This is a genomic window from Bradyrhizobium sp. USDA 4011 (genome assembly GCF_054063415.1).
The window spans coordinates 1,268,479-1,281,073 of record NZ_JBSSGG010000001.1; the positions used below are offsets into that span (position 1 = coordinate 1,268,479).

A 12,595-nucleotide genomic window follows, 5' to 3' on the forward strand; every position below is an offset into this window, starting at 1 on the left:
GTGATTTATTTCATGTTTATCATGAAATTTTTCATGAAGAAGGTGGATGATGACGTTACCCCCAGATATTGACGGCCTCCGCAGCGCCCTGAAACAGCTGATCCACGCGCACCTCACGCGCCGCCTGATCGTGGCAGCGTTCCACATTCCGCTGCTCGGCAGCGCCGCCGATGCCGCCAAAGCCGCCGACAAGGCCAACGATCCGACCGGCGTCTGGCTCACCCAGTCCGGCGACGCCAGGATCAAGGTCCAGCGCTGCGGCAGCGCGCTATGCGGCCGCGTCGTCTGGCTGAGGGAGCCGACCGACAAGGCCACCGGCAAGCCGCAGCGCGACGACAAGAATGCCGATCCCGCGCAGCGGACCCGGCCGGTCATGGGCATCTCGCTCTTCATCAACATGCAGCCCGCAGGCCCGAACAAATGGGCCGGCAGGATCTACAACGCCGATGACGGCAAGACCTATGAGAGCTCGGTGACGCTGGTGTCATCGGGCACGCTGAACGTTCGCGGCTGCATGGGAACGCTGTGCGCGGGCGAAGACTGGACGCGTTGAAGGGATCTGGCCCCACCCCTTCATCAGCCAAGAAGAAAAGCAAACCCAGTCACTCAAGGCCGCCCCGTCAGGCGGCCTTCTTTATGACGGCAGCGACGACGTCGATCGGCCGCATTGAAATGCACCGCGCGAGAGCGGCACGATTCCCGGGCGTCGTGAAGGCCCGCGCTTGCCCGGACTGGCCGTGGCTTCAATGCGCTCACCTTTAATCTGGGATGCCAACCCACCCGTCTTGTTGCATTGCACAATCTGCCATGCTGCCATGCAAACAAGCCCGTTGTTTCTGGCATCTGGTATACATAATTTGGCTGCAGATGATGAGCCGGCCCGTTGCTGGCCCTCCAGCCAAAGGGGACACCAATGTCCAAGACCACTGCCCTCACGCTCACGCCCTCCTCCACGCTGTTCGGCCGCCTGATGGCCTCGATCGACCGCCTGCTGATGAAGAGCGCGGAGATCTCCAACCGCAATGGCGACCTGCCGCACTTCGGCCTCTGAGGCCAGAGGATTCCGCGCGCTGCACCGAGACTGTTTCGTCGCAAGTTGCGACATTGAACCTTCGACCAATGGCCCCGATTTTCGGGGCCATTTTTTTTGCGCGCTGAATTACTCTCGCTGCGGTGACCGCCCGAGTCCTCTGCGGCAAAAGCGCACGCAACCTCCGCGCAGCTTGAACCTTGGCATATCAAATACCAAGATGACCCAGCCGCGCCACAAGCAGAATGACAAAGCGCGCACTGGGAGGATCAATGTCGGACATGGTTCAGGCAACTGCGGCCCCCGCGGCCGCGCGTGTCAGCGATACCTATCGCTGGACGCAACTTGCGATCGGCGTCGCCGCGATGGTGATGATCGCAAACTATCAATACGGCTGGACGTTCTTCGTCCCCGACATCCAGAAGAAGTTCGGATGGGATCGCGCATCGATCCAGTGGGCCTTCACGCTCTTTGTGCTGTTCGAGACCTGGCTGGTGCCGGTCGAGGGCTGGTTCGTCGATAAATACGGTCCGCGCCTCGTCGTGCTGATCGGCGGCATCCTCTGCGCGATCGGGTGGGCGATCAACGCGCAGGCGACCTCGCTGAACGGCTACTATCTCGGCATGATCATCGCCGGCATCGGCGCCGGCGGCGTCTACGGCACCTGCGTCGGCAACGCGCTGAAATGGTTTCCCGACAAGCGCGGCCTTGCGGCGGGCATCACCGCAGCCGGCTTCGGCGCGGGCTCCGCACTCACGGTGGCCCCGATCCAGGCGATGATCAAGGACTCCGGCTTCCAGACCACCTTCCTCTATTTCGGTCTCGGCCAGGGCATCATCATCGTGCTGCTCGCCTTCTTCCTGCTCGCGCCGAAGGCCGGACAGGTGCCGGCCGTCGTGGCGAATGCCAACATCATCCAGACCCGGCGCAACTATCAGCCGACCGAAGTGCTGCGGCAGCCGATCTTCTGGCTGATGTACTTCATGTTCGTGATCGTCGGCGCCGGCGGCCTGATGGTGACGGCGAACCTGAAGCCGATCGCGGTCGACTGGAAGGTCGACAGCGTGCCAGTCACGCTGATGGCGGTGACGATGACGGCCGTGACCTTCGCGGCCACCATCGACCGCGTCCTCAACGGTCTGACGCGTCCGTTCTTCGGCTGGATCTCCGACATGATCGGCCGCGAGAACACGATGTTCATTGCCTTCGGCATGGAAGGCTTCGGCATCTGGATGCTCTACCTCTGGGGCCACGACCCGGTCTGGTTCGTGCTGCTCTCGGGCTTCGTGTTCTTCGCCTGGGGCGAGATCTATTCGCTGTTCCCCTCGACCTGCACCGATACGTTCGGCGCCAAGTTCGCGACCACGAATGCGGGCCTGCTCTACACCGCGAAAGGCACCGCGGCGCTGCTGGTTCCGATCGCCAACTACATGCAGCAGTCGTCGGGCCATTGGGACAACGTGTTCATCATCGCAGCCGGCGCCAACATCCTTGCCTCACTGCTCGCGATCGCCGTGCTCAAGCCGTGGCGAAGAATCGTGGTCGCGAAATCGGCGGCGATGGCCTAAGCAACGCGCCAATCTTCTGCCGACGAAAGCGCCCGGCCAACGCCGGGCGCTTCATTTTCGGCGTCCGTCAGGAGCTCGAGTTGGCGCCCGAGCCGACGCGTCGTATGCCAGTTTTGCTGCGACGCAGCAGAAAGATGGGCTTGCTTTCTGGAATATAGTATACCAACCTCCGTCAAGCGCTTGCGACGATACGCCACAAGAATTGCGACACTGGGTCACAACAAGACCAGGCGCGCTCGGGAGGATTTGATGGTTTCCAGCAATGCCGCCGCAACACAAGCACAACCTTCGTCCAGTGGCTTCCGCTGGCTGCAGCTCGTCATGGGCATCGTCTGCATGGCGATGATCGCGAACCTGCAATATGGCTGGACGCTGTTCGTCGATCCGATCGACGGCGCGCATCACTGGGGCCGCGCGGCGATCCAGTTCGCCTTCACGATCTTCGTGGTGACGGAGACCTGGCTGGTGCCGGTCGAGGCCTGGTTCGTCGACAAATACGGCCCGCGGATCGTCATCATGTTCGGCGGCGTCATGATCACGCTGTCCTGGGTGCTGAACTCCTACGCGGATTCACTCACTTTGCTCTACGCCGCCGCTGTCATCGGCGGCATCGGCGCCGGCTCGGTGTACGGCACCTGCGTCGGCAATGCGCTGAAATGGTTTCCCGATCGCCGCGGCCTCGCCGCCGGCGCAACCGCCGCGGGGTTCGGCGCCGGCGCGGCGCTGACCGTGGTGCCGATCGCCAACATGATCGCCTCGAGCGGCTATCAGACCGCGTTCTTCGATTTCGGCATCGGGCAAGGCCTGATCGTGTTCCTGCTCGCCTTCTTCATCCAGAAGCCTGCGGTCACGATCCCGCCGAAGAAGAAGCAGCTCAATCTGCCGCAGACCAAGATCGACTTCACGCCGCCGCAGGTGCTGCGCAGCCCGATCTTCTGGGTGATGTATCTGGTGTTCGTGATGGTCGCCTCCGGCGGCCTGATGGCGGCGGCGCAGATCGCGCCGATCGCGCACGACTACAAGATCGCCACCACGCCGGTCTCGCTCGCCGGCTTCCAGATGGCCGCACTGACCTTCGCGATCTCGCTCGACCGCATCTTCGACGGTTTCGGACGGCCGTTCTTCGGCTGGGTCTCCGACAATATCGGCCGCGAGCACACCATGTTCATCGCGTTCGGCACCGGCGCGCTGATGCTGCTGACGCTGTCGACCTGGGGCCACAACCCGCTGGTGTTCGTGCTGGCGACCGCGGTCTATTTCGGCGTGTTCGGCGAGATCTACTCGCTGTTCCCGGCGACCTCCGGCGACACCTTCGGCTCGAAGTTCGCGACCACCAACAACGGCATGCTCTACACCGCGAAGGGCACCGCCGCGCTCTTGGTGCCGGCCGCCAGTATCGTTGCCGCCAGCTATGGCTGGCAGGCGGTGTTCGTGATCGCGGTCGCGCTCAATGCCACCGCGGCGCTGATGGCGCTGTTCGTGATCAAGCCGATGCGCCGCGCCTTCATCAACGGCAACGAGGCTGCCGCGGCGGCAGCCGAGACCGCAACCAACGCCAAGACGGCTTGATATGCCGGCCTGAATTTCCGGAGTTCCTGATGAACTGATGGAGGCGCACTTCGGTGCGCCTCTTTCGTCTGACGAGTACAGGGATGCCAGATACCAGATGGGCCGAGCCCGACAGATGGCCAGCCCGCTCCCATCAGTCACAATCCTCTGAAACGTCAGCAACTCTGCCTATTTCAGCGGTTTCCTGGTGATAGATTCCGCAACAGCCACGTTGACAATTGGCATTTTGTATACCAGAATCTCGCCAACGACAAACCAAGGAGGTTGCCATGCAAGTCGGAGATATCCTGCGCAAGAAGACCCCTCGCGTCGCCACGGTTCGCATGAACGAGACGGTGGCGATCGCCGCGCAACTGATGCGCGCCAGCAATATCAGCGCGCTGGTGGTCAAGGATGTCGTTCGCACCGAAGGCAATACCGCCGTCGGCATGTTCACCGAGCGCGACGTGGTGCGTGCCATTGCCGAGCACGGCGCGGCCGGCGCCGGCATGAAGGTCTCGCAGTTCGTCTCGGTGCAGCAGCTGGTGTCGTGCACCTCGAGCGATACGCTCGAGCACATCCGTCATCTCATGACCAAGCACCACATTCGCCACGTGCCCGTGATCGACAATTACAGCCTGATCGGCGTCATCAGCATGCGGGACATCGCGGCCGCGTTCGACGAGGAAACTTCGGCGTCGAAGAAGGACGCGGTGCCGGCGTAACAAGCCTCTCCGCTGTCATTGCTCTCGGCCAGGCGCTGCGTGCCGATCACCGGCGCCTGGAGCAAACGACCAAAGACTTCACCCTCGCCTGACTGCCGCGCCCCGTCATTTCCGCATGGGCGCGCCGCAGGTCGCCGGTAGACATTTGCCGGACAGGACTGCATCCTTCCCTCGACATCCAAAAACAACACCGTGCGCGGCCGTCCGCGTAGCGGAAAATTCCGATGGAAACCGAGGGCAGAATGATCAAGACACGCTTCACCGAAATGTTCGGCGTCGACCACCCGATCGTGCAGGGCGGCATGCAATGGGTCGGGCGCGCGGAGCTGGTTGCCGCCGTCGCGAACGCCGGCGCGCTCGGCATGATCACCGCGCTGACGCAGCCGACGCCGGACGATCTGCGCAAGGAAATCGCACGCTGCCGCGAGCTGACCGACAAGCCGTTCGGCGTGAACCTGACCATCCTGCCCGCGATCAAGCCGCCGCCCTATGCCGAGTACCGCCAGGTCATCATCGAGAGCGGCATCAAGATCGTCGAGACCGCCGGCAACAAGCCGCAGGAGCATGTCGACGAGTTCAAGAGGCACGGCATCAAGGTGCTGCACAAATGCACCAGCGTCCGCCACGCACTGTCCGCCGAGCGGATGGGCGCCGACGCGATCTCGATCGACGGCTTTGAATGCGCCGGCCACCCAGGCGAGGACGACACCCCCGGCCTGATCCTGATTCCGGCCGCCGCCGACAAGGTGAAGATCCCGATGATCGCCTCGGGCGGCTTCGGCGATGCCCGCGGCCTCGTCGCAGCGCTGGCGCTCGGCGCCGAAGGCATCAACATGGGCACGCGCTTCATGTGCACCAAGGAAAGCCCGATCCATCAGCTGGTGAAGGAACGTATCGTCGCCAATGACGAGCGCGAGACCGAGTTGATCTTCCGCACCATGCGCAACACCTCGCGCGTCGCCAAGAATGCGATCTCGACCAAGGTCGTGCAGATGGAGAAGGAAGGCGCCAAGTTCGAGGACGTCCGCGAGCTGGTCGCCGGCGCCCGCGGCAAGATGGTCTACGCCACCGGCGATGCCGACGAAGGCATCTGGTCGGCCGGCCAGGTGCAGGGCCTGATCCACGACATTCCGTCCTGCGCCGAACTGATCTCGCGCATCGTGAGCGAGGCGGAAGCGATCATCCGCGAGCGTCTGGACCGCATGACGTCGGTGGGCAAGCGCCAGGCCGCGGAGTAAGCATCGAGTAGTGATCCGTCACCCTGAGGCGGCCGCTTCTTCAGCGGCCCGCGAAGGGTCGACGGCCACCGGCGGGCCGTTCATCCTTCGAGACGCGCTGCGCGCTCCTCAGGATGACGGAATTCAGAGTCATCTCGAATTCGACGACGCAACGAGAAGAAGCCCATGAAAGCCTATGTGTACGGAGCCAACGGCCCTGAAATCACCGACGTTGCGAAGCCCGTGCCAAAGGGCACGCAGGTGCTGGTCAAGGTTCACGCCTGCGGGCTGAACCGCGCCGATCTCGGCATGACCAAGGGCCACGCCCACGGCGCGGCCGGCGGCGTCGGCACCGTGCTCGGCATGGAATGGGCCGGCGAGGTCGCCGAGCTCGGCCCCGATGCCAGGGGTGTCAAGGTCGGCGACAAGATCATGGGCTCCGGCGGCGCGGCGTTCGCCGAGTACACGCTGGCCGATCACGGCAGGCTGTTCCGCAGCCCATCGAACATGAACTTCGACGAGGCCGCCACCCTGCCCGTCGCGCTCACCACCATGCACAATGCTGTCGTCGCCAATGGCGCGCTGCAGGCGGGCCAGACCGTGCTGATCCAGGGCGCGAGCTCCGGCGTCGGCCTGATGGCGATGCAGATCGCCAAGCTGAAGGGCGCGAAGCTCGTGGTGGGATCTTCGACCGATGCAATGCGCCGCGGGCGCCTAAAGGAATTCGGCGCCGATCTCGCGGTGGATTCCAAGGACCCCGGCTGGGTCGATCAGGTGTTGCAGGCCACCGGTGGCGAAGGCGTCGATCTGATCGTCGATCAGATCTCGGGACCGGTCGCAAACCAGAATCTCAAGGCGACCAAGGTCAAGGGCCGCATCGTCAATGTCGGCCGGCTCGGCGGCACCCACGGCGATTTCAATTTCGACCTGCATGCGGCGCGCCGCATCCAGTACATCGGCGTCACCTTCCGCACCCGCTCGATCGAGGAGGTCAGAGATATCTTCGACGAGGTGCGCAAGGACATCTGGCCCGCGGTCGAGGCGCGCAAGCTGCAGCTGCCGATCGACCAGGTCTACAAATTCGCCGACATCGGCAAGGCATTCGAACACATGGAAGCCAACAAGCACCTCGGCAAGATCGTGGTGACGCTGTAGCGACGAGGTGCGTAGGGCGGATTAGCGAAGCGTAATCCACCGTTCTTTTTCCGGGTGCACCGGCGGATTACGCCGGAGCCTGTCATCGGGCCGCGCTTCGCACGGACCCGGTGGGCTTATCCGCGCCTGCTGCGTGCGATGCCCAGGCTCTTTCGCGTGCGGTGTTCAGCCGACCGGTCCGGGAATCCAATAATCCCCCGCAAGCGGGCTGACCTTCACGTCACCAATGACTCCGAGCTCCAGACTTGGATCGAAATAGCGCATCGTCCGCTCATTGAGGTCAATGATGCGGCCAGGCCGTAGTGGCCCCACGTCATTTATCTTCACGATGACCTTCTTGCCGACAGCCTCGACGAGGGCATATTTCGGCCTCGCGCCAAATTGGACCCCACCAAACTTCCGACGCAAACTCGTTTTGATGGCAGCCGCCCAGACCGAGCGATCATAGCGCTCGCCGGAGGCTGTGCTCGGACCGCCCTCCTCCTTGCCGGGCTTGAACGGATTGTACATGGATGCCGCGCCAACGATTGCATCCCCACACGCGGCGTTGACGACGGCGCCTGAATGAACCGCACCGATTTCACTTCCAGCAGCGCGGCCAAAAATGGCGAACGCAACGACAGCGCCGCAAACTGCGGCGCTCGAGCCGAACAGCATCATAACTCCTTGATTGATTTTTTTCGATCGTCCGGTTCCCGATGCCGCAAAACATCGTCAAGCGAACGCGGTGGCGTTAACGCGTGCCAATTCTTGGCGGATTCGCGCCAGTTCCGGCGACGGAACCATTATGAGAACCGGGGCGGTCCTCACACCGTGTCTTCAGTTTCGCGCCCGTCTAAGACAGAGAATGCGTCAGCAAAATGACTGAGTGGAGCGGTCTTCGACGGCGCGTGAAGAGCATCTCGGCGACACCTTCCGCCCCCGCTCGATCGAGGAGGTCAGAGAAATCGTCGACGAGGTGCGCAAGGACATCTGGCCCGCGCGGACCCGGTCGGCTAATCCGCCCTACGCAGTTGCGCCGGTCTTACCTGTGTAATGGCGACGCCGGAGATTGCGAGCAGCCCGCCGACAACCAATTTCGGGGTCACGCGCTCGCCAAGGAACATCACGCTCGAGATCAGGGCGAAAACCGGAAGCAGCAGACCGAACGGGGCGACGCGGCCCATCGAGCAACGCCCGATCAGCCAGAACCAGAGGCCAAAGCCGACGATGCCTCCGATGAAGATGGTGTAGGCGAGCGCCAGCCAACCGCGCTGATCAGCCGTGCCAAGGCTCGCCAGCTGTCCATATTCGAGCAGCAGCGACATCACCATGACCTGCGGCACGGTGAGCAGCGACGACCACCCCATCAACATCAGCGGCTCGAAAGGGCCGTAACGTTTCGTCAGGACGTTGGACACCGCGAACGCGAACGCTGCCCCGACCACAAGCAGCAGCGGAAGCGCGTTGGTCGACAGCCCCGGCCCCGCCGCCAACACCACCACGCCGGCGAATGCAAGCACCACTCCGGCTGACGTGACGAGAGACGGCCTCTCCGCGAGCAGCGGCCAGGCCAGCAGGACGGTGAATGGCGGCGCGAGTTGATATGCGACGGCCGATATGCTTCCCGAGCCGAGCCCAAGACCAACATAGAACAGCCCGAAGTTCAGTCCACCAAGGAAGATCGAAATAGCTGCGATAGGGCCGAACTGTTGACGCGTGGGTTTTTTGACGAACGGAACAAGCAGCAGCGCGATCGCCAGGAAGCGCAGTGCGAGGAAGAACAGCGGCGGAAACTCCGTGACGCCCACCTTGATGGCCACGAACTGAAAACCCCAGAGCAAGGGAACGGCCACTGCGCAGACGATCTGGATGGCAGTCATGGCATCATTCCTTTCAAGACCGATCAGTCCAAATATGGACGCGCCAATAGCGAAGCCGTCCATGGGTTATGTTTTATCTGAAGAAGCGATCGAGAAGCGCGTCAGCGGTGGCTTGCCATGTGATCCGTGTCTGTGCCGTTTTGGCGACCACCCGTAACCCCCAAACGAAACAGACGAGAATTCGGGCGGCACTTGCAGGCTCGACGCCATCGGCCAATCTGCCCGCTGCCTCCGCGCGAGACAGTACGCCAGCCACCCTTACTTCCATGGTTTTGAAAAAACCCGCGACGCGGCGGCCAACCTCGGCATCATGGCCGGCCAGTTCCATGGCTGTCGCCACCAGCAGGCATCCGCGCCGGCCATTGGCGCCGCTGGCGCGCTCGACGTAACCGGCAAGGTAGGCCCGCAGCCCGGCGACCGGTTCCTTGCGGGGGTCGAGTTCGACATCCATCCGAGTCAGCGCATCGGCAATGTAGCGATCGAGCGCGCGCAGGAAGAGCGAGTGCTTGTCGCCGAAAGCGGCGTAAAGACTGCCACGCGAGAGCTTCGTTGCACGCAGCAGGTCCGGCAGCGCCGTGGCGTGATAGCCGCGCGACCAGAACACATCCATCGCGCGTTCGACGGCGGCTTCCATGTCGAAGCTTCGCGGGCGGCCACGGGGCACCTGCACTGCGGTTTGACGGCTCATTGTCGATATATAGACCGATCGGTCTATATATTGCAAGTGATCGCTTTGGGGCAAGAGCCGGCCAATGCCGGAACTTGTTGGTTAGTTTCGATGGCGCGATCATGAGAGTTCGCCGAGCATTTCCACTTCCAGAAAGGCCATGCCCGGCTCTTTCGCGTCCGATGTTCACCCGAACGGTCCGATGCCGCGTTCCGAGCACCGGACCCGGCATCGCCGTCACAACGCTCATGATTTTCCTGGTCGCACCACCCGATCGAGGGGCGCTTCGCGATCGTCACGGTTGCTGCGGTGAGACTCGATGATCACCGCATCGACGGTTACCAGTCGTCGTAGAGCCACTCCCTTGGCGGCATTCGAGGCGGCGCTCTCGCGTAGGGCGGCTCATATGTCCGCTGGGGCTTGCGCGGGGTCGGAGCCGGCTGCGTCGGAGGCGCTGATGTGGTCTTCTGCTCGGAAACCTTCGCGAGCGCCCGTTTCAATTCCTCCTGGCTTGCCTTGAGCCCCTCAATGGCTTTGGAGTTCTCGCGGGCTGTCTGCTGCTGGTCCGCCTTGAGCTGTTCGATGTTTCGCTGCACATTCGCGAGATCGCGGGCAATGGTTTGCAGCAGATCGATGCGATCGGGGGGAGCTGCAGGAGTTGGCGGCGGAGTGTCCTGCGTTGCTTTCGGTGCGGCGTCCTGCATTGCGGTCGAGGGCGCGGGCGTCGGTTGCGGTGGTGCGGGCTCCGCCGCGGCAATCTGAACGGCAGATGGAGCGCGCTGCGCGGCAAGCGGCGGATGATCCGGCGGCAATGATGGCGCTGACGCGAACTGCGGCACCCAGCGGGCGACGACCAGCTTGGCTCTCGCACCATAAGACGACTGCGAAGCCAGCACGGCGACAACGACACACGCCGCCAGCGACAAGGCGGCGAGGGCTCGGAAAGCTGGCCTTCCGGAAGATGATTGCGAACAGGGTCCGGACGAAGCAGCAGGTTCGGACGAAGCAGCAAGTCCGACCGAGGGTGGGTCAGGTTCAGCCGACGGAGGAGGCGGTGGGGGCGCAGCGTCGCGCTCCATCTTTGCAAGCTGCTCACTCAAGCGCGTCAGCTCTTCATCAGCGCGGACGATCTGCTTGTGGGCTTCCGCGAGCCGTTCATCGGCGCTTGCAGCCGGGCCCTCACCAGGTTCGGCTGCATTCGGAGTAGGTGTGGAGTTCATTGGCGTGTCCCTCTTCCGTCCAATGCTATCCAAGACTGCCGTCTCGGTTATCCATCAGGGTCGACCAGCCCTCAGCCTCCCGTTCAGCCTTGTCCAAGCAATGATATGATAGCGCGCTTGACGTCTCGTGATAAGCAGGATCGCCTTCTTGTGGTGACGATGACTGTTGCCCGTTGGACACGACGGGCAACTCAGCAAAACGCATCACTCCTCCCGATCAAAGCTCGGGCGAAACGCGCCGCGAGAACCCGGATGTATGTTTCACAGGTCGCGCAACACTTCCCGTGTCGTCCCGGCGAAGGCCCATAGGCGCTAAGATAGTTTGATCATTGCCTGATAGCGGCGCTTGCGTCTGGGGGGCTCGCGCAGATGTCGCCGGAGAGCACGGCTTGCTCTGCGCAGACAAGCGATCGTGGGTTGGGGAATGACGGCTTGGAGCAATGAGGCGATGAGCTGACGTAGCAGGCGCCATGCGGAAGGTCCGGTCAGGCGGCTTCGTCCAAGCGGGGAGAGTCCTCGAGTTCGTCGACCAACGGCTCGAGCAGTAGAGTGATCAGCAGGTGAGCGAGGATATGGGGTTTAGCGGACCGCTGGTCAGTTCCGGGAGGTCCCTTCAAGCCAATCAAGCTCTTCAGCCGCTTGAAGCCGAGCTCAATCCGCCATCGCAACCGGTAGAGGGCAATGACGTCAGCAGCCGTGAAGTCCTCGCCCTTGAGCGAGGTCGCCAGGATTACCCAATCTGCGGCCTCAAGCGTTTGCCTGGAGAGTTGATGGCCTCCCTTCTGGGCTGTCCTGCGTGCCTTGCGTCGCGCCTCCGCGGCCGCATGCGCCGGCTTTTTGACCGCGACCAAGCGCACAGCAAGCGGTTGCGCACCGGACTTGCGCTCTATCCAGATCGGTCGATCGATCATGCCGCCTGCCAAGGCCTTGCGCAGCTCTGCGATGAGATCGACAAGGTTGCCGTTGCGATCCAGCCAACGCGCGCTCTTCCAGCCCGCGCGGATCACGAAGTCCGCGCCGGCATCGACCAGATGCGCCATGCGCTCTGGTTGCAGGTAGGCACGGTCGGCAAGACGGATCTCGCCGGCAGTCACGGGTATCCGATCCAGTGTCTCGCCTGCGCCCTCATCGGTCAGCTCGAAGTGCCCAAAGCGCTCTTGCGGAAGATCGAACGCACTGTGGATACGCCACACCGCGTTGTTTTGCCTGCCCTCGGTTCCGGCTTTGGGGACCGTCGTGGCGTCAACGATGCGGATCAGCCGACCGCGGCTTGCCTTCGGCGCACCACTCGCAAGTGCCTGACCTATCAGTTGCGCCAGCCAATCTCCGGACTGACGCAAGCGATACAACAGAGCCACGTTGGAGATGTCGACAAGGCCCACCGACGTCGCCCACGCCGCCGTCAGCCGCAGACCCCGCGTGCCCAGACAATACGCAAGGATCAGCCGCAGCAAATCAACCGCATTGGTGATCTCGCGCGGACGAACAAACGCCTTCGTCTCGCGCGCGCCAACCTCCAGAGCCTCAGCCCCACCAAGCCGAGCAACAACACGCGCCCAGTCTTCGTTCACAAGCGATTCGTGTCTCATCCCTTCTTGGAATC

Annotated in this window: 12 protein-coding genes; 7 read left to right on the top strand and 5 right to left on the bottom strand. The window is 62.9% G+C overall.

Features of this window, described 5'->3' with window-relative positions; genetic code table 11:
• Nucleotides 1-46 precede the first annotated feature (46 nt).
• The 7 genes from ACVW1C_RS06055 to ACVW1C_RS06085 all read left to right on the top strand — a co-directional run bounded on the left by ACVW1C_RS06055 (nt 47) and on the right by ACVW1C_RS06085 (nt 7,243).
• Nucleotides 47-553 (top strand): DUF2147 domain-containing protein, encoded by a 507-nt coding sequence (locus ACVW1C_RS06055; protein ID WP_456757625.1) that lies wholly within the window; start codon nt 47-49, stop codon nt 551-553.
• A gap of 360 nt (nt 554-913) precedes the next feature.
• A complete protein-coding gene (locus ACVW1C_RS06060; protein ID WP_456757626.1) occupies nt 914-1,051 on the top strand; it encodes a hypothetical protein in 138 nt (45 codons plus the stop codon).
• Nucleotides 1,052-1,302: 251 nt separating this feature from the next.
• Complete coding sequence (oxlT, locus tag ACVW1C_RS06065; RefSeq protein WP_456757627.1) at nt 1,303-2,598, top strand: oxalate/formate MFS antiporter; 1,296 nt, start codon at nt 1,303-1,305, stop codon at nt 2,596-2,598.
• A 249-nt stretch (nt 2,599-2,847) separates the two neighbouring features.
• Nucleotides 2,848-4,167 carry an oxalate/formate MFS antiporter gene (gene oxlT, locus ACVW1C_RS06070; protein ID WP_456757628.1) on the top strand — a complete coding sequence of 440 codons (1,320 nt, stop codon included), beginning with the start codon at nt 2,848-2,850 and terminating at the stop codon, nt 4,165-4,167.
• Between the two features lie 269 nt (nt 4,168-4,436).
• On the top strand, nt 4,437-4,871 hold the full coding sequence (locus ACVW1C_RS06075) for a CBS domain-containing protein (protein ID WP_456757629.1): 435 nt from the start codon (nt 4,437-4,439) through the stop codon (nt 4,869-4,871).
• A 242-nt stretch (nt 4,872-5,113) separates the two neighbouring features.
• Nucleotides 5,114-6,109: an NAD(P)H-dependent flavin oxidoreductase gene (locus ACVW1C_RS06080; protein WP_173641873.1), complete on the top strand. Its 996-nt coding sequence runs from the start codon at nt 5,114-5,116 to the stop codon at nt 6,107-6,109.
• A 165-nt stretch (nt 6,110-6,274) separates the two neighbouring features.
• Nucleotides 6,275-7,243, top strand: coding sequence for a zinc-binding dehydrogenase (locus tag ACVW1C_RS06085; RefSeq protein WP_456757630.1), 969 nt, complete (start codon nt 6,275-6,277; stop codon nt 7,241-7,243).
• 165 nt (nt 7,244-7,408) lie between these two features.
• Here the strand turns inward: ACVW1C_RS06085 and ACVW1C_RS06090 are convergent, their stop codons facing one another.
• The 5 genes from ACVW1C_RS06090 to ACVW1C_RS06110 all read right to left on the bottom strand — a co-directional run bounded on the left by ACVW1C_RS06090 (nt 7,409) and on the right by ACVW1C_RS06110 (nt 12,563).
• Nucleotides 7,409-7,903, bottom strand: coding sequence for an RlpA-like double-psi beta-barrel domain-containing protein (locus tag ACVW1C_RS06090; RefSeq protein ID WP_456757631.1), 495 nt, complete (start codon nt 7,901-7,903; stop codon nt 7,409-7,411).
• Between the two features lie 335 nt (nt 7,904-8,238).
• A complete protein-coding gene (locus ACVW1C_RS06095; protein WP_456757632.1) occupies nt 8,239-9,105 on the bottom strand; it encodes a DMT family transporter in 867 nt (288 codons plus the stop codon).
• A gap of 73 nt (nt 9,106-9,178) precedes the next feature.
• Nucleotides 9,179-9,739, bottom strand: a complete 561-nt coding sequence (locus ACVW1C_RS06100; protein ID WP_456757633.1) for a TetR/AcrR family transcriptional regulator — start codon at nt 9,737-9,739, stop codon at nt 9,179-9,181.
• A 371-nt stretch (nt 9,740-10,110) separates the two neighbouring features.
• On the bottom strand, nt 10,111-10,992 hold the full coding sequence (locus ACVW1C_RS06105) for a hypothetical protein (protein ID WP_456757634.1): 882 nt from the start codon (nt 10,990-10,992) through the stop codon (nt 10,111-10,113).
• Nucleotides 10,993-11,477: 485 nt separating this feature from the next.
• Nucleotides 11,478-12,563 (bottom strand): IS4 family transposase, encoded by a 1,086-nt coding sequence (locus ACVW1C_RS06110; protein ID WP_456756830.1) that lies wholly within the window; start codon nt 12,561-12,563, stop codon nt 11,478-11,480.
• Nucleotides 12,564-12,595: the final 32 nt, after the last annotated feature.

Coding starts and splice junctions, on each gene's coding strand:
- ACVW1C_RS06055 (WP_456757625.1), top strand. CDS start 47: ATGATGACGTTACCCCCAGATATTGACGGCCTCCGCAGCGCCCTGAAA.
- oxlT (WP_456757627.1), top strand. CDS start 1,303: ATGTCGGACATGGTTCAGGCAACTGCGGCCCCCGCGGCCGCGCGTGTC.
- ACVW1C_RS06090 (WP_456757631.1), bottom strand. CDS start 7,903: ATGATGCTGTTCGGCTCGAGCGCCGCAGTTTGCGGCGCTGTCGTTGCG.
- ACVW1C_RS06085 (WP_456757630.1), top strand. CDS start 6,275: ATGAAAGCCTATGTGTACGGAGCCAACGGCCCTGAAATCACCGACGTT.
- ACVW1C_RS06075 (WP_456757629.1), top strand. CDS start 4,437: ATGCAAGTCGGAGATATCCTGCGCAAGAAGACCCCTCGCGTCGCCACG.
- ACVW1C_RS06080 (WP_173641873.1), top strand. CDS start 5,114: ATGATCAAGACACGCTTCACCGAAATGTTCGGCGTCGACCACCCGATC.
- ACVW1C_RS06095 (WP_456757632.1), bottom strand. CDS start 9,105: ATGACTGCCATCCAGATCGTCTGCGCAGTGGCCGTTCCCTTGCTCTGG.
- ACVW1C_RS06105 (WP_456757634.1), bottom strand. CDS start 10,992: ATGAACTCCACACCTACTCCGAATGCAGCCGAACCTGGTGAGGGCCCG.
- ACVW1C_RS06100 (WP_456757633.1), bottom strand. CDS start 9,739: ATGGAAGCCGCCGTCGAACGCGCGATGGATGTGTTCTGGTCGCGCGGC.
- oxlT (WP_456757628.1), top strand. CDS start 2,848: ATGGTTTCCAGCAATGCCGCCGCAACACAAGCACAACCTTCGTCCAGT.
- ACVW1C_RS06060 (WP_456757626.1), top strand. CDS start 914: ATGTCCAAGACCACTGCCCTCACGCTCACGCCCTCCTCCACGCTGTTC.